At 50.2% G+C, this 25,148-nt stretch carries 30 protein-coding genes and 1 pseudogene; 27 read left to right on the top strand and 4 right to left on the bottom strand.

Features of this window, described 5'->3' with window-relative positions:
- The first annotated feature begins 24 nt into the window (after positions 1 to 24).
- The 4 genes and pseudogenes from ACFSW5_RS04590 to ACFSW5_RS04575 all read left to right on the top strand — a co-directional run bounded on the left by ACFSW5_RS04590 (position 25) and on the right by ACFSW5_RS04575 (position 3,545).
- A complete protein-coding gene (locus ACFSW5_RS04590; protein WP_379270229.1) occupies positions 25 to 924 on the top strand; it encodes a YhcN/YlaJ family sporulation lipoprotein in 900 nt (299 codons plus the stop codon).
- 249 nt (positions 925 to 1,173) lie between these two features.
- Positions 1,174 to 1,371 (top strand): annotated as a pseudogene (locus ACFSW5_RS04585) (LuxR C-terminal-related transcriptional regulator); the annotation flags it as partial.
- Positions 1,372 to 2,094: 723 nt separating this feature from the next.
- Complete coding sequence (locus tag ACFSW5_RS04580) at positions 2,095 to 2,949, top strand: ATP-dependent DNA ligase (protein ID WP_379270228.1); 855 nt, start codon at positions 2,095 to 2,097, stop codon at positions 2,947 to 2,949.
- A gap of 266 nt (positions 2,950 to 3,215) precedes the next feature.
- Positions 3,216 to 3,545 (top strand): YolD-like family protein, encoded by a 330-nt coding sequence (locus tag ACFSW5_RS04575; RefSeq protein WP_379270227.1) that lies wholly within the window; start codon positions 3,216 to 3,218, stop codon positions 3,543 to 3,545.
- Here ACFSW5_RS04575 and ACFSW5_RS04570 read toward each other — a convergent pair.
- Positions 3,542 to 3,733 (bottom strand): hypothetical protein, encoded by a 192-nt coding sequence (locus ACFSW5_RS04570; RefSeq protein WP_379270226.1) that lies wholly within the window; start codon positions 3,731 to 3,733, stop codon positions 3,542 to 3,544. The genes ACFSW5_RS04575 and ACFSW5_RS04570 overlap by 4 nt on opposite strands.
- A gap of 417 nt (positions 3,734 to 4,150) precedes the next feature.
- Here ACFSW5_RS04570 and ACFSW5_RS04565 point away from each other — a divergent pair, with 417 nt between their 5' ends.
- Entirely contained in the window at positions 4,151 to 4,492 is a 342-nt protein-coding gene (locus tag ACFSW5_RS04565) for a hypothetical protein (RefSeq protein WP_379270225.1), read from the top strand.
- A 133-nt stretch (positions 4,493 to 4,625) separates the two neighbouring features.
- Positions 4,626 to 4,910 (top strand): DUF5052 family protein, encoded by a 285-nt coding sequence (locus ACFSW5_RS04560; RefSeq protein ID WP_379270224.1) that lies wholly within the window; start codon positions 4,626 to 4,628, stop codon positions 4,908 to 4,910.
- 34 nt (positions 4,911 to 4,944) lie between these two features.
- Here the strand turns inward: ACFSW5_RS04560 and ACFSW5_RS04555 are convergent, their stop codons facing one another.
- Positions 4,945 to 5,958 (bottom strand): acyltransferase family protein, encoded by a 1,014-nt coding sequence (locus tag ACFSW5_RS04555; protein WP_379270223.1) that lies wholly within the window; start codon positions 5,956 to 5,958, stop codon positions 4,945 to 4,947.
- A gap of 128 nt (positions 5,959 to 6,086) precedes the next feature.
- On the opposite strand from ACFSW5_RS04555, the gene ACFSW5_RS04550 reads away from it, so the two are divergent.
- Complete coding sequence (locus ACFSW5_RS04550) at positions 6,087 to 8,195, top strand: glycosyl hydrolase family 28-related protein (RefSeq protein ID WP_379270222.1); 2,109 nt, start codon at positions 6,087 to 6,089, stop codon at positions 8,193 to 8,195.
- Between the two features lie 286 nt (positions 8,196 to 8,481).
- Here the strand turns inward: ACFSW5_RS04550 and ACFSW5_RS04545 are convergent, their stop codons facing one another.
- Both ACFSW5_RS04545 and ACFSW5_RS04540 read right to left on the bottom strand, forming a co-directional pair.
- A complete protein-coding gene (locus ACFSW5_RS04545) occupies positions 8,482 to 9,801 on the bottom strand; it encodes an ISL3 family transposase (RefSeq protein ID WP_379270221.1) in 1,320 nt (439 codons plus the stop codon).
- Complete coding sequence (locus ACFSW5_RS04540; RefSeq protein ID WP_379270220.1) at positions 9,801 to 10,007, bottom strand: hypothetical protein; 207 nt, start codon at positions 10,005 to 10,007, stop codon at positions 9,801 to 9,803. Before ACFSW5_RS04540 ends, ACFSW5_RS04545 begins: the two co-directional genes overlap by 1 nt.
- Positions 10,008 to 10,533: 526 nt before the next feature.
- Here ACFSW5_RS04540 and ACFSW5_RS04535 point away from each other — a divergent pair.
- From ACFSW5_RS04535 to ACFSW5_RS04440, 20 genes are all read left to right on the top strand, one after another.
- Positions 10,534 to 10,848, top strand: coding sequence for an HNH endonuclease (locus ACFSW5_RS04535; RefSeq protein WP_379270219.1), 315 nt, complete (start codon positions 10,534 to 10,536; stop codon positions 10,846 to 10,848).
- A complete protein-coding gene (locus ACFSW5_RS04530) occupies positions 10,841 to 11,047 on the top strand; it encodes a hypothetical protein (protein ID WP_379270218.1) in 207 nt (68 codons plus the stop codon). Before ACFSW5_RS04535 ends, ACFSW5_RS04530 begins: the two co-directional genes overlap by 8 nt.
- Before the next feature lie 158 nt (positions 11,048 to 11,205).
- On the top strand, positions 11,206 to 11,646 hold the full coding sequence (locus ACFSW5_RS04525) for a hypothetical protein (RefSeq protein ID WP_379270217.1): 441 nt from the start codon (positions 11,206 to 11,208) through the stop codon (positions 11,644 to 11,646).
- On the top strand, positions 11,643 to 13,358 hold the full coding sequence (locus ACFSW5_RS04520; protein ID WP_379270216.1) for a terminase large subunit: 1,716 nt from the start codon (positions 11,643 to 11,645) through the stop codon (positions 13,356 to 13,358). Before ACFSW5_RS04525 ends, ACFSW5_RS04520 begins: the two co-directional genes overlap by 4 nt.
- A gap of 27 nt (positions 13,359 to 13,385) precedes the next feature.
- On the top strand, positions 13,386 to 14,618 hold the full coding sequence (locus ACFSW5_RS04515) for a phage portal protein (protein ID WP_379270299.1): 1,233 nt from the start codon (positions 13,386 to 13,388) through the stop codon (positions 14,616 to 14,618).
- Complete coding sequence (locus tag ACFSW5_RS04510; protein ID WP_379270215.1) at positions 14,584 to 15,219, top strand: HK97 family phage prohead protease; 636 nt, start codon at positions 14,584 to 14,586, stop codon at positions 15,217 to 15,219. Before ACFSW5_RS04515 ends, ACFSW5_RS04510 begins: the two co-directional genes overlap by 35 nt.
- 27 nt (positions 15,220 to 15,246) lie before the next feature.
- A complete protein-coding gene (locus tag ACFSW5_RS04505; RefSeq protein ID WP_379270214.1) occupies positions 15,247 to 16,479 on the top strand; it encodes a phage major capsid protein in 1,233 nt (410 codons plus the stop codon).
- 54 nt (positions 16,480 to 16,533) lie between these two features.
- On the top strand, positions 16,534 to 16,932 hold the full coding sequence (locus tag ACFSW5_RS04500) for a hypothetical protein (protein WP_379270302.1): 399 nt from the start codon (positions 16,534 to 16,536) through the stop codon (positions 16,930 to 16,932).
- A gap of 2 nt (positions 16,933 to 16,934) precedes the next feature.
- Entirely contained in the window at positions 16,935 to 17,225 is a 291-nt protein-coding gene (locus ACFSW5_RS04495) for a phage head-tail connector protein (protein WP_379270298.1), read from the top strand.
- Positions 17,225 to 17,542: a phage head closure protein gene (locus ACFSW5_RS04490; protein ID WP_379270213.1), complete on the top strand. Its 318-nt coding sequence runs from the start codon at positions 17,225 to 17,227 to the stop codon at positions 17,540 to 17,542. Before ACFSW5_RS04495 ends, ACFSW5_RS04490 begins: the two co-directional genes overlap by 1 nt.
- Positions 17,535 to 17,981 carry an HK97-gp10 family putative phage morphogenesis protein gene (locus tag ACFSW5_RS04485; RefSeq protein WP_379270212.1) on the top strand — a complete coding sequence of 149 codons (447 nt, stop codon included), beginning with the start codon at positions 17,535 to 17,537 and terminating at the stop codon, positions 17,979 to 17,981. Before ACFSW5_RS04490 ends, ACFSW5_RS04485 begins: the two co-directional genes overlap by 8 nt.
- A gap of 4 nt (positions 17,982 to 17,985) precedes the next feature.
- The gene (locus ACFSW5_RS04480) at positions 17,986 to 18,366 is read left to right on the top strand and encodes a DUF3168 domain-containing protein (RefSeq protein ID WP_379270211.1); all 381 of its coding nucleotides are present in this window, start codon (positions 17,986 to 17,988) and stop codon (positions 18,364 to 18,366) included.
- 13 nt (positions 18,367 to 18,379) lie between these two features.
- On the top strand, positions 18,380 to 18,796 hold the full coding sequence (locus ACFSW5_RS04475) for a phage tail tube protein (RefSeq protein WP_379270210.1): 417 nt from the start codon (positions 18,380 to 18,382) through the stop codon (positions 18,794 to 18,796).
- 70 nt (positions 18,797 to 18,866) lie between these two features.
- Positions 18,867 to 19,220, top strand: coding sequence for a hypothetical protein (locus ACFSW5_RS04470; RefSeq protein ID WP_379270209.1), 354 nt, complete (start codon positions 18,867 to 18,869; stop codon positions 19,218 to 19,220).
- Between the two features lie 89 nt (positions 19,221 to 19,309).
- Positions 19,310 to 19,597, top strand: a complete 288-nt coding sequence (locus tag ACFSW5_RS04465) for a hypothetical protein (protein WP_379270208.1) — start codon at positions 19,310 to 19,312, stop codon at positions 19,595 to 19,597.
- A gap of 41 nt (positions 19,598 to 19,638) precedes the next feature.
- Positions 19,639 to 22,248, top strand: a complete 2,610-nt coding sequence (locus ACFSW5_RS04460) for a phage tail protein (protein ID WP_379270207.1) — start codon at positions 19,639 to 19,641, stop codon at positions 22,246 to 22,248.
- A gap of 14 nt (positions 22,249 to 22,262) precedes the next feature.
- Entirely contained in the window at positions 22,263 to 22,613 is a 351-nt protein-coding gene (locus ACFSW5_RS04455) for a DUF6711 family protein (RefSeq protein WP_379270206.1), read from the top strand.
- Between the two features lie 9 nt (positions 22,614 to 22,622).
- Positions 22,623 to 24,191, top strand: a complete 1,569-nt coding sequence (locus tag ACFSW5_RS04450; RefSeq protein WP_379270205.1) for a hypothetical protein — start codon at positions 22,623 to 22,625, stop codon at positions 24,189 to 24,191.
- Position 24,192: 1 nt separating this feature from the next.
- Positions 24,193 to 24,600 carry a hypothetical protein gene (locus ACFSW5_RS04445; protein WP_379270204.1) on the top strand — a complete coding sequence of 136 codons (408 nt, stop codon included), beginning with the start codon at positions 24,193 to 24,195 and terminating at the stop codon, positions 24,598 to 24,600.
- Positions 24,601 to 24,603: 3 nt separating this feature from the next.
- On the top strand, positions 24,604 to 25,148 hold a 545-nt coding region (locus ACFSW5_RS04440), incomplete at its 3' end, for a hypothetical protein (RefSeq protein WP_449290232.1).

Below are 25,148 nucleotides of genomic sequence, written 5' to 3'. Positions count from 1 at the left end.
CTTAAAAGAAGGGTGAAATGGCGCATGATGAAACAATGGTCCATTCTTATCATATTAGGCGTTATGCTTGCCGGCTGCGCCGCCAACCAAGGGCATCTCGGCAACCGCGATTTGGGCGACGTTCGCCCGTTTACGGTTCGCGAGGACGCAAACGGCAATCCGATAATGAGCAAACGGTTTGCCGACGACCAGATGAACGAGATGAACCGGGTTAACGGCCGCCGCTTGAACGGCAACAATATTGTCGGGACGCACGAGAACTACAGCTTTCAGATGAACGATGCGATCGGGAAAACGATCGAGGATAAATTCGGATACGATGCGGCTTACGTTGTTCTTACCGATCGCAACGCGTATGTCGGGGTAAGCAGCGGAAACGGCTCTTACACCGCCAAGTCGGCCGCGCAAGGACGAACGAATGCGAGCTATACCCGTCCGGAGGCTGCGGACGGCACCGGACTTATCCCGGGCGCGGGCAACGGAACAAGCGGTGCCGGCACCGGAACGAACGGTGCGGGCAGCCGCTTCAACTTCAGGACCGACGGCATGTACGACGCCCGCAACAACGGCATCTACGATCCGCGTCCAAACGCCGACGGCGGCCGTCCGAATACGGAGGCGAACCGTTCGCTCCAAGCGGCCGGGGACGGGGCGGACGAGCAGCTGACCGAGAAGCGGAAGGCGGAAATCGAGCAAGTCGTAAAAAGCATGAAACCAAGCGTCGCGCATGTATACGTATCGGGCAAAGCCGACTTCGTGAACCGGCTGGCCTCTTATGCGGCCGACGTTAGGGCGGGTCAACCGATCCAAGGCTACATCGCCGAGTTCAACGCGATGGCGGAGCGGATCTTCCCGTATCAAGCGGACGGGCAGTTCTCCGCCAGAGAGGCCGGGCAAAGACGCCCGAGCTATATTTACGATTAATTGGATTGTGAATGCCTGTCCAGCTTTGTCGGACAGGCTTTTTGTCTTTGGGGCTCATCCGTCATTCCCCGCTCTTCTATTTGTTATCCCCTCGGTTCAGGCGATACCGGCATTCGCCCGACAGACCGGGCAATTCGCCTATTTTCCTCGGCTACAGCACCTCTTGCTTTCTCCGCTCATACTATAATTTGACTGTATCCCTTGACCTTGTATAACTATAAAAACCCGGGCAAGGAGGGGTGACGCACATTGAAAGGCAGCGACCACAAGAGCAAATTCATCCTGACGCATCGAGAACGTGAGGTATTTGAGCTGTTGGTACAAGACAAAACGACAAGAGATATTGCGCAGCAATTGTTTATCAGCGAGAAGACCGTACGAAATCATATTTCCAATGTAATGTACTTTCAATCACACATATCAAAAATTGATGCAATCGTAAAAATGAACTTGATGCAATTTTTGATGCAATTCATTTTTTTCGTCCTGCAAATGCCACCTATTAGCGAGAGGACCAAACGAAAAGCACCCGACACACATACGTACCTATTTCCGGCTGTGAAGTCGCAAAGGTAGCACTGCGGGGATGGCTTCGGCAGGGTCCTCTTAAATTTTGGCTCTCAGAACGCGCAGAATGGCTCAATAAGCGTTGCGAACATTTTCTCGCATAATCCGGCGGGTAAAAATTTCGCCGCTCAAAAGGGCATTTCTGTCCGTTTGGGAGCGTGTGTTCGATTGGGGTTGAACTCCCCCCAACCATTTGGAGAATGCCTGTTGAGGACAATAGTCCGAGGGCGCGTGATGCCTCACTCCGAGGATGGCGCATTGGCGGTAGGCGCATGTAATAAATTACCGCTCATTTCTATCGTGGGAGTTTCGCGTTTCCGGTGCTGTTTTCTCCCTGTAAAAAGCCTGAACCGGTTTGTATGTTCCCGCGTCTGCATCAAAGGCAGAGAGCAATCGCGATGATCGGCAATGCCGAAGCAGCTAAGCCACGCGGGAATACATAACAGCCAGCCCTGCACTGACGGGAGGCACCCGAGAAACTGGCGAGGAGGTACACCTTCTTGCTTTGCCTGGCAGCCTTTGCAGGGCAACAATTACCAACGCCACGCTTTTTCCTCCAATGGTAGAATTGATATACGGAATTCTACACGGAGGATACACACCATGATCACAGCACCCGAAGCAATGCTCCTGACGAAAATCGAAGAACCTTTTGACGATCTGCGCTACATATTCGAGCCGAAGATTGACGGGCACCGGCTGTTGCTGGTCAAGAAGGATGGCGAGCTGCGGCTGTTTACGCGGCATGCCAATGACGTGACCGAGCGATATCCCGAGCTTCATACGCCGCCGCTGAACTGCTCCAGCGTGATTCTGGACGGCGAGGCCGCATATGTTGATCCGGTAATGGGCACCATTGACTTTGAAACGGTTATGGAGCGGTTCAGGATCAAGCAGGCGCCGAAGATACAGGAAGCCATGCGACGGCTGCCCGTGCAGTATTTCGTATTCGACGTACTCGAGGTTGACGGCCGCGACGTTCGCCGGCTACCGCTGATGGAGCGCAAGCAACTGCTCGATTCGGTGCTCGGTGAGAATGACCACTTCCGGAAGGTACTGCGCGTGGACGGGGCGGGGAAAGCACTGTTCGACGTGATCAAGCAGCAGAAGCTCGAGGGGATCGTCGCGAAGCTGAAGGATAGCACCTACGAGGGGCGCCGCAGCGAGAAATGGCTGAAGGTGATCAATTACACCTACGCCGACGTGCAGATCGGCGGCTACCGAAAGGACGAATTCGGATGGTTAGCCCGATACAACGGGCGCCCGGTCGGCATTATCGAGTTAGCCGTGCCGGCAGCGCACCGCAAGGCGTTTTACCGGATCGCGCAGAGTATCGTAACCGGTGAGGACCGGAACTTCGTTTATGTGCAGCCCGTCATCACCACCCGGGTCCGCTTCCGTAACTGGTACAAGAGCGGCATGCTGCGGTCGCCGGAGTTTGTCGATTTTGTTATATGATGCTTATTCCAAGAACATCCTAAGGGTGTTCTTTTTTGTTACGCCGAACCTGGGCGATTGCCGGATTGGACACCCGGCATCGTCTTTGGGTCTCTCCTCCATCCTGCCGCGATCCCAGCGGCTAAGGCTCGGCTCGGGACGGCTTGCGACGATGCCGCAGGAAATCGTCGCTCATAAACCAAAATTGGCAAAAATTCAAGTCTGTATAAGAACATCCGTTCGGTTTAAACTATATACTGTTGATATCGATACGGAGGTGCTTTACCATGCAAAGAAAACTGTTGGAGGGCAATGGGATGTGGGAGTCGTCCCGCATGATGCTGCCGGAGCACAAGGCCGCGCTGAACGAGCATTATATCCAGTCGAAGCGCCGGCCGCGCGTAGAGCTCGACGAAAGCGAATGGGAGCTCATATCGCGGGCTGTAGCCGAGTCGCTTCAGCTGCGGAAGGTGATTGAACTGCGGATGTATGATCCGTTCGAGGAGCTGGTCGTGCGCGGCGTCGTGGAGCGCGTAGATCAGTTCGGCAGCCGCTTTATGGTTGACGGGGAATGGTTCAAGGTTCAGGACGTTGAGGGAGCGACGGTGGAGGATTAGGCGTCGACGAAGAACTCGCAGTCCTTGCGTGAGAAATATTCGCCATCGATGACCACGTAATCATCGGTGTACAAGTCAGTTCGCCCGCAGCCGATCCGGCTGGCGGATACATAATAAACGGTTTTCCCGCAGTATACAGCGTAAAAGAAATCGGCATTGTTCTTAAGATCATATCTCGTTGGATTCACGTTCATCGTCCTCCTTTTGACAAAATTCGCCACAAAAGAGGGATTTCCTTCCTATTGGCGAATGCTTTAGGTGAAAAGGAGGATGATCATATTGGCACAGTCTAAATGCGGCAGTAATAGTTCATTATGAGAAGTCCATTCGATTATGCTGCTAACAGGTTTGCGAATGAAGTCGCAAATGCTTATGTGCGAAGTAGGCGTAGGAAAAGGAAATACCAGCCACCACCCAAAAACGATAAGGATGGCTGTCTAAAATTAATTGTAATCTTGCTAGGGTTCTTAATGTTTTTGGTGATTGTGAGTCAATGTAATGGAGATTAAAGAAGACGCTCGTTCGAGCGACTTCTTTTCTTTTACCAAAAGGATTTTCCCCTTTTGACAGCGAATCTTACTGTCCATATAAGAGGGGGATTAATAATGAACTTTGATTTAGGTGGTTTTACTGGAGGGCTTATAGGTACATTTGGGGCTTTTGGGGTTGCTTTCTACACACTAAGGCACCAGAGCAAAAAAGAATTTCCAACAAAACAAAAAATGAAGTATAAAATCGTATTGGCTTTAACTGATGAAATTATTAATGCAAATAATGAATTAGTTGCTGTTCTATATGATGAGAAGTCCTCGAACATAATTTTATTTTTGATTTTTGTAAAGAAATTTTCTTATTCTATGATGAAAAGTCCAAACTTACCGAAAGCCCTGAGAGTAATTTCGATATCGAAAAATGTAAGCAGTTTATGGAGGACTTTCACAAGGTAACTCAGAGAGTTGCATTCCAATGTGGTGGCCTTTTGAAACTTTACCATGTAGAAGCTGAAAAATTTCACACTAAAAGAAGACTTAAGTTGTTTAGCCGCTCAAAATGAGTGGCTTTTTCATTTTCTAAAAGGAGGTGAGAACCATCAAACGAATAGCCATTATCCTGACCGCGCTGGCGGTCTTATTTGCGTTGGCCGGATGCAGCGAGTCGATGGAACGCTCGATAAAAGATTACCAGTCGAGCGTCAACGGCCTCGAGCGCCGCGCCGAGGTCTACGATCAGAACGGCAACATCATCAAGACTTACGAAGGCCGGTTCGATGTCGAAGTAAACGAGTACGGCAACAAGGTAAAGTTCGACCTGGACGGGAAGCGCGTGCTGATCTACAACGCAACGGTTGTTGTGGAAGAAAAATAAAAGACCCCGCTGTAGAGATGGGGCCTCCGAAGTTTTAAGCGGCATAAGCCTTTTTGTTTCCCGAACCCAGAAAAAGCACTTTGGCTAATGTTATCTTATCGAGAACCGAATGTATGATTGCTGGAACAATACACCCGAGCAGTAAGAACTGGATCGCACCATGTTTTCCGATCACTTCTTCGGCGATCAAATTTATGGGGAAATGCATGTACATGATAGTTAAAGACATTAACCCTATGTAAGAAAACACCTTGGCAATCGATTTGGCTCGAGCAATCCAGTAGCAAATTATCGAAAATGCGAGTGTCATCGTGATTGGTATGATTAGATCCATAACCCAACTCGTGTATTCAAGAACTTTCATATCGAGACTGTAATGGAACAGTTTAAAGTAATCCCCGCTGAATAAAAGCGCTGGAATGATCAGAGCAAAAAGCAAGATAAATTTGCTCTCAAAAAGTTTCTGTAATAAGGGTTTTGTGTAATATCCGGCGGCGTAGTAGGTCATAGCCAGCATGGTAACATCTGCGTTCAACGGAATATTTGCATTTGGATAAACTGTGGTTTCAATATGAGCCAATAGGTATAAAGCAATGATGATTGCAATCTGGAAGGGTACTCCCTTAACCAATGTGGTTAAAACTGCAAATACCACTTGAGTTATGAGGAGACATGTAACGAACCAGAATACAGCGTACCCTCCAGTCAGCATTTGGCCACCATATATCAAATTGCCCAAGTCTTTTAGCAAAATATTCATATCAAGATGCCCGTTCTTGAGTTCCTTCGCGAATTCCAAAACGGTGATGACCAGACCAAACGAAAGGTACGGGATTAGTAGTTGCTTTGACCTTCTTTTCACCCAACCCAGTAATTCTTGACCAGAGGATATTGTTTTGAAGGTATAGCCACTGAGAAAGAAAAATAGAGGCATATGGAACCAGTAAATATAGTGCGATACTGTGCTGTCGGGATTTGAATGTCCTAGAACGACGGCAATAATCCCCAGCCCTTTGGCTACATCGATCCAAATCTCGCGCTTTGACAAGTTTATCAGTCTCCTCCGCAAATCATATTATACAAAATGTAACATTTTATGTTCCGTATTGTATCACGTAAATGGTGCTAAAGATACATTTTTTTGGCCCTGATTTATTAAAGAAAGGTGTGAAAATAATGACTTTAATGAGAAAGGCGTCAACCGCGAGAAAAGTAAAAAATCTCGTAATTCTCGATGTCCTAACTTCTGGAGCTGTTGGTGATGGAAAAACCAACGACACGGATGCAGTAAATGCTTGTATTGGCGCAGCGCCGGAGGGAGCTACGATAAAATTTCCTGCCGGCCAAACTTATGTTTTGGATGGACTGGAGCCTATTGAAAAATCAATCACATTGGACATAACAGGCGCAAAGTTTATCGTAAATCCATCAAAAGCAAGACCAGGGTATCCGAACGGATCGCCGGTATTTTGGTTTAGAGGGGCAGTCGAGGAAGAAGTCCCCATCGCGAACACAATAGCCTACAGCAAGGTTATCACGCTCAGTAATCCGCAGGATGCTGCCAAATTTAGTATTGGCGATGATGTAGTCATATCGGACAATTACCAATGGAAAAAGTATAATAATACCGATAGCGGTTTTTTTGGAAGGGCAGAATGCAATACCGTTCTCGACATTAATGGGGCAACTATAACGTTAGGCAAACCGGTTGAACTAGCTTACAATGTAACTCCAACATTGTTGAAGATCAAAACGCTCGATAATGTTCGGGTCATTGGAGAAGCATCTCATATTACGGAACCAGATCCCGGCGAACCATATGATACATCGAATGGACTGTACGGGGCGTGCCCGCACATTTTCCATTTCCAGTATTGCAAAAATCCAAATCTTAGTGGTGTAACGATCGACAAATGGCGGGTACACGCAGTGAACTTCCACCGTTGCATCAATCCTGTCGCGAAGAATTTTATAGCAAGAGATCCTTACTATACTTCGACTGGTGGGAATGGTTATTTTCTTCGCGGGGATCAATGCTTGGGCGGGAATGTGACTCAAAACTATACTCGATCGGTACGGCATGCAATCGACTGGGTTTATTGCCAAGATTCCCAGTCATCACACAACATTTCTTACGGCTGTATCGAATCGGATTATACATGCCACGGATTAGGGAATCGGAGAATAAAATCTGTTAACGACACGTCGATCGGGTCGCTGGGATATGGTTGGGTCTCGGGGAACACCTCGTTCCGAGAGGATTACGATTTTACAGTAGAAAACCCAACATACTACGGCTTTGGCAGCGGTGTTGTTCGATTTACAACTTACTCTGAAAGAATGCGGATTATTAACCCTACCTTCTTTTGCGCAGGCGGCGCAATTCAAATGAACCTTGGCGCTCGAGGTTTGGAGGTTGTAGGGGGCACAATCGCTTATATTTCTGATGTGTCTCGCAGTCGGGCAATTCTCATTAATCAAGGTGACTTATCATCTGAAGTACCGAGGGATGTATCATTTGTTGGTACTCTCTTTAAGCACCCGGGATTATCGGCACTTGCTGCATTCATTGAGATCACGTCATGTAAAGGCACTTTGGAGTTCCGAGATTTAGAATTCGAGATCAATGATGCTACTTGCAAACCGATGTTGATCGGTTCTTCGGCCGCTCCGGAATATGTTGTGGTCAAAGGCGTGCAGGTTTCCGGTGTTTATTCGTCTGGCTTGTGGGTCGAAAATTCGGCATCATACCTGTGCAGTGTTATGGATTGCATCATGAAAACGGGCAATACCGGATATGCTTTCCATCTGCCAATAACAACAAAAACCCGTTTTACAGGTAACGTTGTAGAAAATACTGCTAAACCTTACGAATGGACTGGCGGAACCGTTCTTGATAAGGCTTCAAATGGAGCTATCGTCAGGAACAACGTCCCTGAAGTTCCCGGTAGTGAACAAGGAGTCAAGTATAGCAGTGCCGCTCCAACAACTGGTGTTTGGCGGAAAGGTCAAATATCGCTGAATACGGGAGCAACATCGGGCGGAAATGTAGGCTGGATTTGCACAAGAGCCGGTGAAGCTGTCGCAAATACTTGGGCAGCAAACACAGCTTATGCCGTAGGAGAAAAGGTACAGGCAAATGCAAAAGCGTATCTTTGCACCGTGGCGGGAACATCGGGCTCCACCGCTCCATCACATAGCAGTGGAACGGCAACAGATGGCACAGTAACATGGGAATACCTTGGTCCATCTGCGGCATTCAGTGCTTTTGGAACGATAACCTGATAAACGGTGATTTAGAGACTGGGAACGAACGGGAACATGTGTTTGGGGATTTTATTCAAAGTTTTCCTCGAATATCGCCTTTGACTCGGAAAAATGACCATTTGTATAATGGTCTTGTTCTTCCTCCAAAGTTACAAAGTACGTATGCTTTTATAAAACGCGTCGTTTTACGACGCCACCACGCTTTTAGTGACGAGCGCAGCGCACGTCATGCCTTTAATCTTTTTCTTCTTTGTAGGGCTTCAAATAGAATATTGGGTATTCGTAAAAGTGTATTGAAAAAGGGTCATAATGACCCCTCTTCGATACGTTTGATTAGGGTTGAAATGTCTGCTCCGAGTGTGACGGCTTGTTCCATGTTCTCATTAAGCGAATTACCCAACATGTTATACATCAGGTCAATTGATTTCTTGTAGTTGATTTTGGTTTTCTTGTGGATGCCTTTTGAATACAACATTTTGGCTCTAAGAGCCTTGAAAGAATAACCTCGTCCCATACGGTTCACCACCCGTGTTAAGCCGTTTATGGACTCTGTATAGGCATTTGTAACCCTATGAGTGAAATAGTTATTGATCTCATGTTGCCAGTTGCCGTAAGCCTTGATGATGTCGCTGAATGCCGATTTCATTCTGTCTGGAATAGATGCTTGCCATGCGGCATAACGCTCTTGTGCTTCCTTTGCGTCATTCGCTTCCCATATCTCATAGAATGCTTCTTTAAGCTCGTAGGCTTGCTTGAGACGAGGGAAGTTGAGCGTCCAAGAATCAAGAATAATCTGCTCCATCGGCGTTAAGTCCTTACGGCGTTTAAGCATCAAGAAACGGTCGTTCTTTAACTGCCTGCGTTGCCTTGCGTCCAGTTCTTTGCGGATATTCTTGCGGATTGTTTCGACCGCCAGATTAGCCATTCGCACAACATGAAACTTATCAACGACTATAACAGCGTTAGGAAGCGTCTGACGGACTGCATCGCGGTATGGTTGCCACATATCCATGGTGACGATTTCAACGTCTTCACGGTCAGGCAGATGGCTGAGATAACGTATTATGGTTTCCTTATTACGATCAATCAAAAGGTCAACCAAAACGTTCTCTTCTACATTGGCGATTACTCCTCTTGGTTTGCCGAGTATATGGATTTCATCGATACCTAACCACCTTGGCGTAACAAACTGGTGAGATGATTCAAGAAAGTCAATGTACTTGTTGAAAATGTTTCGTACCGTACCCTCACTTATTCCAAGTTCATCCGCAATGCTGGTGAATGTACGCTTTAGCGATTGCTCTTGAACGTACTCGTTAAAGCGAACGGTACACATATGGTCGTCGTCGATGTCCCAGAGTATCTCACGGAAGGTTGATCCGCAGTCTTTGCACAAATAACGCTGACGGTTGATGATAATGCCTACCCGTTTACCGTGCATAGGTAAATCCATGAATAACTGACGCTTGGTTCCGAACTTAGAGAATTTCGCTTCCATGGAGCCGCAATTAGGGCAGAAGTCTGGAGGATTCGCAACCTCTGCCCATATCTCGTAGCCATGTTCGTTTAATTCGATTTTTGTGACTTTCAGTGATGGGAGGTTCAGAATGTTTGGGTTCTGCATTAAAGGTACCATGCTCCTAAAACATTCTTCACTTCACGGTAGTTACGGCCATTAATCTCTACGCCGTAATAACCATCGTAACGAATAAAGAATCTCGATCCATCAGTAAATATCGGACGTTTTAAGTTCTTCTTCCAAGGATTCATTCCTGGTTGTTTTATTTCTGCTTTGTCAACGAATCTTTTCAATGTTACATTTGCTTGCATTTTCCATCCCTCCTTTCTTTATTTTACCAATCATCGGAGGTGATTTCAACACGATTTTACGATTTTTTATAGTTTGAACAAAACAGCTATTTCAACACGTTTTTACGAAGAGCCAGAATATTTAATCCGTCCGGTCATTTGGCGGTTCTCAGCCAATATGACCCGGGTGAATGCCGATAGGCAGAGGGCGAGGAGCCCTCTTTTATTTCTTTGGGTCACGATTTTCAGTGACCCTGGTTTTAAAACACCGTCTATGTAACTTAGTACGTATAAAGCAAATCTATGAGAAGTCGCTCACATGTTGGGCGGCTTCTTTGGTTTGCCGAGAAAGGGTGAATCGATTGTACAACGCCTATTACAGCAAAGAAGCGAAAGGGCTCGCAGGATGGGCTTTATCGGAGAACAATCGCATTAAAGCATCAAGAATAATGCGGGTCGCACAAAACGTTGAAGAGAGATACCGCAAAGCTCATCCATACATTGTTGCCGATCTGGGTACGAAGCCGAGCATTGCGGTTCCTACAAAATGAAACCTTGGGCCCGCAAGTTCTACAACAGCCGAGCATGGAAGCTATGCCGGGAATCGTACATCGCCAAGGTATTCGGTTTATGCGAGCGTTGCGGAAAGCCTGGTAAGATCGTTCACCATAAGGTTTACCTGACGCCGCAGAACATCGACGATCCGAACATCTCGCTTAACCATGAGTTGCTGGAGTATCTCTGTCAGGATTGCCACAACAACGAGCATCACGGTAGCAGTGAGCCAGCAATAAGAGAAGGGCTAGCGTTTGATGCGTATGGGAATTTGATTCAAGTAGAGGAGCGTGAAGGTTATGGGTAAAGATGAACGTTGGCGCCCGGCGTATGAACAGCAGGGATTTATCACAAATGAAAGAGTACAACTAAAGCTGCAGTACCTTGATCGGCTGATCGAAGTGAAAAGGGCTGGAGCAACAAAGCAAATCTATGATAAATGCGACGAGAGAATCTTTGCTGTATGCGACAGCATCGAGAAGGACTTGGGGTTGCGAGAAGAATAATTTCGCGTTTTTCGATGTTTGTCGAATTGTCGAAAATTTTCGAGGTAGGCCCCCCCCTTCGAAAATCGAGACGGGGCGCGCCTAAGACCGGTGTGCCCCTTTCAAAGAATACACAGGGCTCGCGCATGACCCCCCTCCCCTTGAAATGAGGTGATTCGATGACGAAAAAATCCGCAGGCAAGCGGTCTGAAAGCGCGAAAAAAGCAGCGCAAACCCGGGCTGAAAATGCGAAGAAAAAGGCCCGGCAACAGGCGATTTCGGCGGAGGAAGAACGACTTCGAAAAATATACGAGGTTTTGCCGAAAGAACAAATGGAGATCGCCGACGGCCTCATCCGGCGCGCCGCTTTCATGCGGATTACGCTGGAATCATACGAGGAGGACCTCGGCGACAGGGGCTCCGTCGAGATGTTCTCGCAATCGGATAAGCAAGCTGCCTATGAACGGGAGCGGCCGGTTGCCAGACTCTACAACTCGATGAACAGTAACTACCAGAAGATCATCAAGCAGCTCTCGGATATGCTGCCTAAGCCAGATGATGGCGGCATAGGGAAGGGTGAAGTCGACGATGGCTTTGAAGACTTCGTGGCTCGCCGATGAGTGCAGCGCTCCGGAAGCAATATCCTTTAGCTTATAACCCGATTCTTGAATACTGGGCTCAGATCGAGTCTGGCAAGGTCACGGTCGGCGATAAGGTCCGGCGGATGTATCAGAAGCTGGTCGCCGATATCTACGACCAAGATTCAGAATACGAATACAGTCCGAAGCACGCGAACCATGCCATCGAGTTCATCGAGAATTACTGCAAGCATTCGAAAGGCAAGTGGGGCGGCAAGCCGATCGATTTGGAGCTCTGGCAAAAGGCCTTCATCGCGGCAACCTTCGGTTTCATACACAGAATTGACGGCACCCGCAAATATCGCGAGGTGCTTCTTGTTGTTGCCCGGAAAAACGGGAAGTCGACGATCGCTTCCGGCATCGGCCTTTACCTTCAGGTGGCCGACGGCGAGCCTGGCGCGGAAGTCTACGCCTGCGCCACGAAGAAAGACCAAGCAAAGCTCGTATGGTTGGAAGCAAAGCGGATGGTCAACAAGTCGCCGTCACTCCGCAAGCGAATCAAGCCGCTCGTCTCTGAACTCGTCGGTAAGATCAACGACAGCTCCTTTAAGCCGCTTGGCTCCGATAGCGAGACGCTCGACGGCCTGAACGTTCACGGCGCGCTCATGGACGAAATACATGCCTGGAAGGACCGGAACCTGTATGACGTTATCGTCGACGGCACGAGCGCCCGGGAGCAGCCGCTGATCGTCATGATTACGACGGCCGGCACGATCAGGGAGGCCGTCTATGACCTCAAATATGAGGAGGCCGAGGCCAAGCTGAACAATATTGGACAGCCCCAAGAGGAGGGTGAGGCCGACCCGTACGAGCACTTCCTGCCGATCATTTACGAGCTCGACAACCGGCACGAATGGACGGATCCGGAATGCTGGCAAAAGGCGAACCCGGGACTCGGGACGATCAAGCGCATCGACCAGCTTCAAACGAAGGTGTCCAAGGCGAAGAAGAACCCGATGCTGGTCAAGAACCTCCTGACCAAAGATTTCAATGTCCGGGAGACGTCGACGGAGGCTTGGCTGACGTTCGAGGAACTGAACAACGAAGCGACCTTTGATGTGCAGGAGCTCGGCCTGACCTACGGCATTGGGGGCGCCGACCTCTCCGAGACGACGGACCTTACGGCGGCCAAGGTCATTGCCATGCGGCGGGATGACCCGACGGTTTACGTCCTGCAGATGTATTGGCTGCCGGAAGACTTGCTGGAGAAGCGGGTCAAAGAGGACAACATCCCTTACGACCTGTGGCATCAGCGCGGCCTCCTGCGGACGACGCCGGGTAATCGGGTGCATCACAAGTTCGTCACGGACTGGTTTGTCGAGATTCAAAACGAATACGGAATATATATTCCGTGGGTCGGCTACGACCGCTATTCGGCCATCTATTGGGTTGAGGAAATGGCCTCCTATTTTGGCCCCAGCGCGATGGAGGCAGTTGCCCAAGGTAAACCGACCCTCTCGGGCCCTATGAAGCTGCTCGGGGCGGATTTGGCGGCCAAAAAGGTCAATTACAACAACCATCCGATAGACAAATGGTGTTTGTCGAATACGCACGTCGATTTGGATTTGAAGAACCAGACCATTCAGCCGCATAAGGGCAAGAATCAGCGGCGCCGGATCGACGGCACGGCCGCTCTGCTTAACGCTTATGTCGCGCTGGAGCGGCATCGGGAAGAGTATATGGGCTTGTTATAACGGGAGGAGGCGACAAAACAATTGGGCATGTTTCAAAAGGTGTTTAGCAGGTTCGCCGGCGCCGTTCGAAGCGCCTTGAAGTTTCGGTTCCTGGGCGGGTATAACCCGGTGTTCACGCCGTTCGGCGATAATACCTACGAAAGCGACGTTGTCCGGGCCACGGTGGACACAATCGCTCGGAATGCGGCCAAGCTCAAGGCCAAGCACGTCCGGCGAGTAAACGGTAAGGTCCAGAACGTAGGCGGCAATATAGAGCGGCTTCTCAGCGTGCGGCCGAACCCTAAGCAGAACGCATATATTTTCTGGTACAAGGTTTTTACGCAGCTGCTGCTTCGATCGAACGCCTTTATCCTGATCGACCGCGCCGGGCCGATGGAGAAATACAGGGTCCGCGGCTTTTACCCGATTGATTGCGTTCAAGCGGAAATGCTTGAGACCGAAAACGAATCATTCATACGCTTCCAGATGAAGCAGGGCCAGACCTATACCGTTCCTTATTCCGACGTGATTCATTTGCGTCGGTTTTTTAATTCCGATTCGGACTTCGGCAGCGGCAATGAAGAACCACTCCTGCCGACGCTGGAGCTTATCCATGCTTCGAATCAGGGCATCATCAACGCCATTAAGTCGTCGGCTTTCGTCCGCGGAATATTGAAGTTTACGCAGAACTTGAACCCGGCGGACCGGAAGAAACAAACGGATGACTTCATTCGGGATTATCTCAATCCGGAGAATGGGGGTGGCATCGCGGCCACCGACGTTAAGGCGGAGTTCACACCGATTAACAGCGACCCGAAGATGATCGATGCCAAGCAGATGGGCTTGATCGAACAGAAAGTTTACAAATACTTTGGCGTCAACGAGAAGATCATCAACTCCAGCTACACCGAGGACGAATGGAATGCTTTTTACGAGTCGGTCATTGAGCCGACCTTCGCCATTCAGACGAGCCTGGAGGCGACGGCAAAGATATTCAGCGATAACGAGCAGGCTCATGGTAATGAGATTGTTTTCGAAGCCAACCGGCTGCAGTACGCCAGCGTGAAAACGAAGCTCGAATTGAGGGAAATGGTCGACCGCGGCGCGATGACGCCCAACGAATGGCGGGAAACGTTCAACATGGCGCCGGTCGAAGGCGGGGACGAACCGATCCGCCGACTTGATACGGCGACGGTAAATACGGCGCCTGTGAACCAGACTCCACCGAAGGGAGGTGAGGAAGAAAATGACGATGACGACGGGGACGACGATGACGCCTAATCAACGTTGGAAAGACCGGGAGTTTCGGGAGTTTCAATTCGAGATCCGCGCGGCTGCGCTGACTGAGGATGAAGGCGCCGAAGAAGCGCTGTACGTTGAAGGATACGCTGCCCGGTTTAATGAGCCGACCGTGCTTTACGAATACGGCGACACCCAGTACAAGGAAAAGGTCCATCCGGACGCTTTCCGCGACGCGGATATGTCGGACGTTATCTTTAACTACAACCATGGCGGCAAGGTGATGGCCCGGACCCGTAACAAGACGCTTGACCTGAAGGTGGATAGCAAAGGCCTGTTCATCCGGGCGCGCTTGGACGGTACCGAGGAAGGGCGAAGGCTCTATGAGGAAATCAAAGGCGGCTATATCGATCGCATGAGCTACGCTTATACGGTCAAAGAATCGTCTTACGACACCGAAACTCGGACCCGGACAATTCTGCGCATCAAAAAGCTTTATGACGTATCCGCGGTGGACATTCCCGCTTATGATACCACTTCTATTTCTGCGCGTTCGGCCTTCGAAATGGAGATCGAGAAGGAAAAACAAGCGGCGGCAGCTGCTGAACGGCGGAAGAAGTTATTGCTTCAAACGTACCTTTAAAACCATTCCAGGGAGGGTTTAACCCATATGAAAAATCAAAAGTATCGCTTTGCTCTTAACCTGCAAACGTTCGCCGGCGAATCCGAGGCAGAAAAGCGTCTGAAAGAAATCGGAGAGCGCCGCATTGAAATTCGCGGTCTTCTGACAGGAACGGGGGAAGTTGACCTCGACAAATTGGAGACGGAACTTCGCGCCCTCGAAGACGAAGAAAAAGAAATCCGTCAGCGCGAGAAACGCGCGGCCATCGCCGCCAGCATCCAAACTGGGGAAACTGAAGCACGTCAAACGGCTGCATTTACGGCCGGTAATACTCCAGCTGATCCGGCTAAAGAAGCACGCAAAGCTGCTGAGGAGCGCGGCAAGGCGTTGAAAGAAAACCGTTCGGTAACGGTCGGTTCCTCGAATGTTATCCTTCCGAAGTATCAGGCTTCGGACATCCGGCCGACGTTCAATGAGGTTTCTGGCCTTATTGACCGCGTTGCACCTAAGGTTCTGCTTGGCGGCGAGAGCTTCCAACAGCCGTACCTGAAAGGTTACGGTACGGGCGATTACACTGCTGAAGGCACGGACTATGCGACGGCCGAACCGACTTTCGGTTACGCCGACATTAACAAGACCAAGGTCACTGCATATGCAGAGGACTCCGAAGAAATTCAAAAACTGCCGGCCGCGGATTATGACGGCGAAGTCATGAAAGGCATCACGGTGGCGACTCGCAAGAAAATCACCCGTGAGATCCTGATCGGTGACGGGACTTCCGGCCACCTCGTAGGTATTTTCTCGGACGCTGCAACGGCTATCGACGCTGCGACTGACCTTGAAATTTCCGTTATCGACGAGGACACGCTGACCAACATTATTTATTCCTACGGCGGCGACGAAGATGTCGAGGATACGGCTGTCCTTATCCTGAATAAGAAGGATTTGAAGGAATTCGCGAAGCTGCGCGGTGATGACGGCACGAAAATCTACAACGTCGTTTCCAATGGCAACAGCGGCACCATCGACGGCGTACCTTTCATCATCAACAGCGCCTGCAAAGCGATCTCCGACGCCGCGACGACAACGGGGCAATATTCGATGGCATACGGTCCGCTCAGCAATTATATGCTGGCGATTTTCTCTGACCTGGATGTCAAGCGTTCGGATGACTACAAATTCAAACAAGGCATGATCGCTCACCGCGGCTCCGTATTCGTCGGCGGCAACGTCGTTTCGAAGAACGGCTTCCTGCGCGTGAAGAAAGCGGCGACGGTGTAACCTATGGCCAATCTATTCGCTGTCGTCAAGCGGGCATTCCGGTGCAAGTTGACAATGAAGCATTATGAAGTCGGCAGCGCATATGAGGCCGACGAGGCGCGACTCGCCGCTCTCATTGAGGGCGGCTTTTTGCTACGCCCGCCGGAGTCTGAGGAGGCTAACAGCCCCGCCGGCGAGGAAGGGACCACGACGCCGCCGTCTGAACCGGAAAAAGCGGGTGATGACCAGGCGCTCGATCCGAATACTTCGGACATCGTTCAGCAGCCGGACCTGATCGCCGCCAGCGACACCGACGATATGGACGGCTCCAACGCAGGCGACCTTGAAGAGGAAGATGGGTTCCCGAAACACGTTGGTGGCGGCTATTACGAGCTTTCCAACGGCGAAAAGATTCGGGGCAAAGAGAAGGCCGAGGAGGCGCAGGCGGAGCTCGATAAGGGTGATGACGAGTGACAATGCTCGCCGACGTTAAAACCGCTCTGCGGCTGAGCCAGAACGTCACAGCCTTGGACGGCGAAGTCGAGGACCTGATCGCCGCGGCGCGGGATGACCTCCGATTATCCGGGATCCTCCCGGCCAAGGTAGCTGATGACACGGATTCGCTTATTAAGCGTGCCGTCGTCACTTACTGCAAGGCGAATTTTGGATTCGATAATCCGGACGCGGCTCGGCTGCAGGCTTCCTATGAGTCGCTCAAGGCTCATCTATCGATGTCGATCGAGTACACGATGGAAGGTGATGCCTAATGTTGTGGCGTGACGTGATCGAACTGCTGACGCCTGTTTCGTCGCGAAACAGCTACGGCGAAACGATCGAGACTTATCCGAATCAGAAACAGGTATTCGCAAACAAGAAATCGGTCCGGCAGTCTGAATTTTATCAGGCTGCCGCCGTCGGATTACGACCGGAGATGGTGTTTGAAATTCAAGTCATCGAGTATGAGGAGCAGCCGAAAGTTCGATATGGCGATACGGTTTACCACGTTGTACGGACTTTTTCAAAAAATGGCGAAGTGCTGGAGCTTGTGTGCTCCCGGTACCCGATGGAGGGCGGCAATGGCTAAGAAAAGCACAATCGAGGGAATGGCTGAGCTCGAGCGGGCAATGAAGAAGCTGGAGAAGGTACCGCAGCGGGTTGTGACAAAAGCAGCCCGTGCCGGCGCCACAATCGCGCTTAAGGCGGCCCGCGCCAACGCTCCTGAGGATACCGGGGAACTCAAGAAAGGCATCGTGTTGAAAGGGGAACGCCGGACCAAGATCGGCAAGAAGGTTTACGATGTAATGATGGATCCAGCCAAAAACGACATATTCGTGAAGATGACGAAGGACGGCACGCGTTACTACTATCCGGCCTCTCAGGAATACGGCTTTATGACCGTGGACGGCGGATATATCCCAGGCTACCGGTTCCTCCGGCGAGCCTTGACGGACAACGTCGTCAAGATCGAGCGTCGGGTTGTCGAGGTCGCCAGCAAAGAAGTCGACAAAGCACTGAAAGGGTGACGGTATGGAATTCGAAGAAGCGCTCGTTGCGGAACTGGAATCCATATCGGGGCTTTCCGGCAAAGTGGTTCCTGCTTTCGCCGCCGCGGGCACAGTTGCCCCATACGTTATGTACGAATCGTCATTTGGCCAACAGATTAAAGCTCTGAGCGGCTTTTTGACCAGTAAGGCAGTGGAAGTCGAACTGAACCTTCTAGCTGCGTCATACGCGGAGATGAAGCGTCTGCAGGCCGACATCATTACACGCTTGACTGGATTCGAACAGCGGGTTATTGGCGATGACGGGCCATTTGTTCAGGAGCTCACCTACGGGCAGCCGGCTGAGTTGTATGAGTCGGCGCCGAAACTCCATCGGTGCGTTATATCATTCGAAGTACATTTTTAAGGGGGTTTGAACATTGGCTGAGGCTACTCGTGCGTTAGGCACGCAATTATTGATCGGGACGCAGGTTGTCGGTAATCTGACGTCCATCGGGGGCGTCGAAGCTTCAGCTGAGACGATTGACGTCACAGCTCTGGACAGCACTGGCGGCTACCGTAAGTTCTTGGCCGGCTTCAAGGATGCTGGAGAGGTAAGCATCTCCGGTTATTTCGCTCCGGATGATCCGGGTCAAGCCGCCATGTACGCTGCTTTCGAAAGCGGCGATACGAGCGCGTTCAAAATTAAGTTTCCGGCATCCATGTCGGCACAATGGGAGTTTAACGGCGTCGTAACTGCGTTCTCGACGAGCGCAGAACTTGAAGAAGCCGTCGGTTTCGAATCGACAATCAAAGTATCGGGCGAACCAGTTCTGAATCTTAACCCGACCACTTAATCAACTTCACGGCTGGAGCTAAATCGGGTTCCAGCCGTTTTATTTTTTATTCTCGAAAGGTGATGAATACATGACCAGCGCAAACAACAATGACGTTGTCATTTTAGAATTAGACAGACCACGGGAAGTTCGGTATGGCCACAAAGCTCTGAAGCAACTCATGGCCTTAACCGGCAAGAGCCTCGAAAATATTGAGGCAAACGATATCAACCTGGAAGAGATCGAGAAGTATCTTTATTGCGGGCTTCTTTCCGATGCTAAATCACACGGAGAGACGCTGCAACTTTCTCAAATGGAAGACCTTCTTGATAAAGCTCCCCGATTCATGGATATTATCGAATCCATGCAAAAAGCATTAGCCAATGCATTCGGCGCAGAATTTACTCCTGTTCAATTGGAGGGAAACGGGAAGACGGGGGAGTAATTGACGACGAGTCCAATGAGCCCTTTGATTGGCAACAATCCCTTCGGATGGCTTTTAGGATAGGCTTGACACTCCATGAGTACAACGAAATGACGCCTCATGAACTGAACATGCAGATTGAGGAATGGAGTAGCCGTCTACAGGCCGAGCATCGGGAGCGTATAACAATCGCCTACCTGACGGCATACTGGCATCGGATTCGGAAAATGCCGACACTCAAGAAAGTTCTCGAGGACATCCAACTCAAGAAGAAGAGGCCGCAGACGCCGGAGGAGATGCTTGCAATGGTTCGAGTTCTAAATGCAGCGCTGGGCGGCAAAGAAGTCAGCAGTAGAGGCGAAACAAATACGGACGGAAATGCAGAGAGCGGTAAATAGGTGCTCTCTTTTTTGCGTTCAGAAAGGAGTTGATCGGTTAAATGGGTGTCGTAAAAAACCTAATGATCCGGGCCGGCGCCGACTTCTCCGGAATGCGAAAGGAATTGTCGAAAGCCCGTCAGGATCTGGCTGATTTCAAAAACAATGTCTCCAATACCATGAAGGCCATAGGCGGGGCGCTCGCTGCTGTCGGTATTGGCACCGTTTTTAAGGATGCAACGAGAGCCGCGATGACGTTCGAATCGTCCATCCAGCAACTAAACCGGACGATGGGAACGAATGCGAAAGCATTCGTGGAATGGGCAAATGCCAATGCGCAAGCTTTCGGTATGGGGCGTAGAGAGGTCATCCAATACGGTGCCGTTTACTCCAACCTTCTGAGTAGCTTTTTCAAGGATACTAGGGAAACCACGAAATACACACAAGAGTTGCTCCGTGCATCCGCAGTCGTCTCGGTGGCGACCGGGCGGCAAATGGAAGATGTCATGGAGCGTATCCGGTCCGGCTTGTTGGGCGAAACGGATGCGATCGAAGACCTGGGCATTAACGTGAACGTGGCAATGCTCGAATCGACCGCCGCGTTCAGGCGCTTTGCCGGCGACAAATCATGGGAGCAGTTGGACTTCCAGACACAAAGCCAAATCAGGCTAATGGCGATTCTCGAGCAATCCACGCAGAAATATGGCAACGAGGTCGCCAATAACACGAACGCGAAGATGAACCAGTTCGTAGCCGCGCTGAAGGATGTACAGCTTTATCTTGGTCAAGCGTTCCTCCCCATCTTGAATATTGTGCTTCCGATTCTGACGAAGCTGGCCTCTGCACTGGCGACCGTGATGAATGTCGTAGCTCAGTTCTCGCAGGCACTATTTGGCAAGACGCCAGCCAAAGAAGCACAGGCTCAGGCTAAAGCAACAAACAGCCAAGCGGCTGCTGTGGGTGATTTAGGGGATGCCTACAAACAGGCAGGCAAGGAAGCGAAGAAAGCGGCTGGTTCTGTAGCCGGGTTTGACGAGGTGAACACGCTGGCGACAGGTGGGGCGGAAGCGGTCGGAGGTGCTGCTGCAGGGTCCGGTGTAACTGGTTCGGCCGGCTCAACTGACCTTGCTGACTTGACACCGGATCTCGGGGGATTTGCTGAAAGCACTGTCCAAGTCTCCGAAAAAGTTCGTGAGATGGCAACGAAGATTAAAACTGCCTTCGCAGAAATGTCGTCGTTCATTCAACAACATAAGGACCTCATCATTGCTGCACTTGCCGGCATTGGGGCGGCGATCGTCGCGGCCTTCCTTATAACTCAGTGGTCTGCGATTGTCGGAGCAATTGCAAAAGCTATGTCCGCGATCGGAGCTGCTTTTGCGGGGCTCTTTTCCCCGGTCGGGTTGATAGTAGCTGCCATTGCAGCTGCTGTGGCCGCTTTCGTTTACTTCTACCGCACAAACGAAACCTTCCGCGGTGTTGTTGATGGGATTCTGAAGGCGATCGGAGAGGCGGCAAAGTGGTTGTGGGAGAACGTCATGGTGCCATTTGGGGAATGGCTTTCGACGAAGGGCGTTGAATACTGGGAGCAATTTAAAGACGCGATGTCGAAGCTTTGGAATGACGTACTGGTGCCACTGGGTAAATGGCTCGGTAATGTTTTCGTCAAAGCGTGGGATGTAGTCTCGGACGCGGCTAAATGGCTTTGGAATAATGTGCTCGCCCCGTTTGGAACATTCTTATCCGCGTTATGGGTTAACGTGCTCCAGCCGCTGGCCGTAATTCTAGGAGATGTGCTTGGTGTTGCATTTGATACCGTCGCCCGTATTGCTCAATCGTTTTGGCAAAATGTGTTGGTCCCCCTTGGCCAAGCTTTATCTCAAATGTTCGGCCCTGCCATTGAGGCTGTTACATCTGTTCTGAGATTTCTATGGACCAACGGCTTCGAACCGCTCGGGAAATTTCTTAAAGACACAATGCTGCCGATCTGGACTGAATTGACCAAAGCCCTTGAATATGTATGGAACGAAGTGTTGAAGCCACTGGCAGCTTACGTTGCAGATGTTTTCGTCGGTGTTTTGGACAATGCTTTCCGAGGGATCGGGGACGTCATTCAAGGTGCAAAGGAAATTTTCGTCGGCCTTATGGACTTTATTACCGGTGTTTTCACCGGGAATTGGGAAAAGGCTTGGAACGGAATAAAGGGCGTCTTTAAAGGCGTTTTCGACAGTCTGGCGGGTGTGATTAAAGTTCCGCTGAATTCGATAATTGATGCCATAAACGCGATGATAAATGGCATCAATAAAATCAAAATTGATGTTCCGAAATGGGTACAGGAGATCACCGGCTACACTTCTTTTGGTTTCAATATTCCCAAGATTCCTAAGCTTGCCCGCGGCGGGTTTGTCGATGGTGCAACCAATATGGGGAACTACATTGCCGGCGAGGCTGGTCGCGAATTGATCGTTCCGCTCGAGAACACCTCCTTCACGGATAAGATCGCGAGCGCACTCGGAACGGCGGTTTTGACGGCGATGCAGGTCGGGCAGGTTGGGCGGGGTAACGGCGACATCGTGATTCAAATCAGCGGAGTCGAACTGGCTCGGGTAACTGCTCCATACAACAATGCCGAGAGCTCTCGTCTTGGGAATGCTCTGATCCAAACAACATAGGAGGCGGATGAATAATGGCGTTGATTGAAATTGACGGCAAGACACTCCCGTCTCCTTCCGATATTAATTTCGGTATCCAAGACATCAGTAAGGCGGAGCGAAATGCCAACGGCACCATGATTATCGAGCGAATTGCGACCAAGCGAAAGATTGAACTTTCTTGGACATACCTTTCGCCGACCCAGCTTGCTCAAGTTCTATCGGCGGTAAAACCGGTTTTCTTCGATGTCACTTACACGGATCCTGAAACTAACGCGGAGCGAACTGCCACATTCTATTGCGGTGATCGTAGCGTCGGCGTAATGGATTTTATTAATGGCAACCTTCGTTACAAAAGCATCAAATTTTCCTTAATCGAGAGGTGATGTGGGGATATGTACCAGACAACACAGCTATACAAAGAAAAAGTCTATGCCCCCGTCCGAACTGTAATAGGAAGAGTGACATTCGATATCTCGGACCTCACGGCTGCCGGTGATATATTGTCGTTGACTACGTCGTCGGAATTGTTCTTTAGCCGGAAGGACCAATTGATCGATAAGAACCGCAACGCCACCTACAACTTAGCGACTCTTGAACAAGATCGTTTCCGGCTGGACGGTTCGTTTTCTTTCCCGGATGATACGGTTGCAAATAATGGGGAAGTTGGTTTTATCAGCTCCTCTCTTTGCGACGTGAACGGGGTATTTTCCAGCCCGCCAACGATCACCATTGACTTTGTTGGCACACACTCCAGCGCAGGGCTCACAGTCACGTTCGACTCAATCAATGAGGAGTATGCCACCGACTTCAACGCTAGCGTGTATGACGCCGCTGGAGGCGTTCTGCTGAGCCAGAATGTGACGGGGAATACATCGAGCCGGTGCATCATCCAGCAACAGATCGTGGGATACAAGAAGGTCGTTATTACGATTCAAAAGTGGAGTGCCGGGAACCGACGGGCGCGGGTGCTGGAGGTTGACTTTGGAATCGTTCAGTCGTATACGGATTCGCAGCTGATTTCTATGAACCTCATTGAGGAAATGGACATGACATCGGGGCAACTACCTTCCCCAGAATTCCGGTTTGTCGTCGACAACAGCAGCAGGGCTTTCAATATCCTGAATCCGACTGGTTTTTACAAGTTCCTTCAGCAGCGGCAAGAGGTCATTCCAGAAATGGGCGTTGAGGTTAACGGCGGCCGTATCGAATATGTGCCGCTTGGCAAGTATCTGCTTTGGGAATGGACCAGTGAAGAGGGTTCGCTGACGGCTTCTTTCATGGCCCGGACGAATCTCGACTTAATGGCCAACTACGAATACGAGCAGTTAACGCCGAGCAGCAAGACGCTCTATCAACTCGCCGTTCAGGTCTTTGCCATCTGCGGCATTACGAATTACAGCATCGATCCAGTTCTCCAGAACATCACGACCAATTCGCTTGCACAGAAGACGGATTGCCGGACGTTGCTGCAGATGATTGCACTGGCTGGCATGGCGAACATCTTCGTCACCCGTTCCAATATCATCATGCTGAAGCGAGTTTCACTCGGCAGCCCCGTCGATGAGGTGACGTTTGACAATACTTACAGCGAGCCAAAAATCGAACTGGATAAAGTCGTAAAACAGGTGGACGTGAATTACTGGCCGGACCTGAACACGTCAGCGGTACAATCCGTTTCAGCAGCGGGAGTTGACCTTGGCGATACCCTGAGGCTTGAAAATAACACGCTTATAAATACCGCTGCCGTCGCGGCTTCCGTTGCGAATTGGCTCCTTACTCAGAAGTCATATCGGGCAAAGTACACCATTAATTGGCGTGGGAATCCAGCACAGGAGCTGGCTGATGTAATTGGGATTGAGAACACCTACGTGGCTAATATGACGGCCATGATCGTAAAAACAAGCCTGACTTATCAGGGTTACCTTTCGGCTCAAACGGAAGCGAAAGGAGCTGTGAACTGATATGGCTTGGATCGCTCCGAAGCTGGATTGGAACGCCTTAGACCGAATAAACGCAGTCGACTTCAATCGGATTGAGAACAACACCCAAGAAGTAGCCAACTTCCTGAATTCGATTCAATACACGCTCCCCGCAATGACCTTCATCACGAACCGTACTCAAACCAGCGTTGATACTCTCAGCAGCATAAATAGAATCGAGGAGAACCTCGAACTGATCCGGACACACTTTATGACTCCTCCTGGCTATCCGGGGGCTGAGACATGGACGACCGGGAAGCCATTCGATTATACGGACGCGAATCGCCTTGAATTGGCGGTGGAGCTGCTTATGGATTACGGAGTTCTCGTTTACAAAAGCTTTCGTTATTGTGGGGCAGCGATATGTGGGGAAACAGGGGTGATTTACTGATATATGGCATATACAAAAACGAACTGGCAGGATAGAGTTGTTGAATTTCCGAATCGTTACGCTAAGAGCGACGAAACGGCGTCCGAGATTACCTTGACACAATCACCCGGAACTGTTACCCAAGCCGGAACTCCGCTCAATGCTGGGAACATGAATAAGATCGAGCAAGGGATCGCCGATGCTCACGCGAATGCAGCGGCAGCGCAGACAGCCGCGGACAATGCGAATGCAAATGCTAATACCCGTCTGAAGAAAGATGGTAGCGAGGCGATGACGGGCCCTCTGACGTTACATGCAGCAAATGGAACAAACCAATTCAAGGCCGGTACGGGCGATGGCGCTTCTTATACCCTTTATAACCTTCTCTTGAAGCTTTGGTGGGGAATGGGGATTGCGGGAAATGATGATACCGTAAGAATGTTTTTCGACGCAAGAGTTGGGAAAATCGATGTCAAAAACGGGTTTTATGTAGACGGGCAACCCGTTTATCATACAGGGAAAAAGCCCGTAATTTTGGAAGGCATATATACTTCGTCCGATACTGCAAC

This window comes from Paenibacillus thailandensis (genome assembly GCF_042685365.1).
Classification (GTDB): Bacteria; Bacillota; Bacilli; order Paenibacillales; family Paenibacillaceae; genus Paenibacillus_AP; species Paenibacillus_AP thailandensis.
This window is presented reverse-complemented; position numbering and strand designations above follow the sequence as displayed.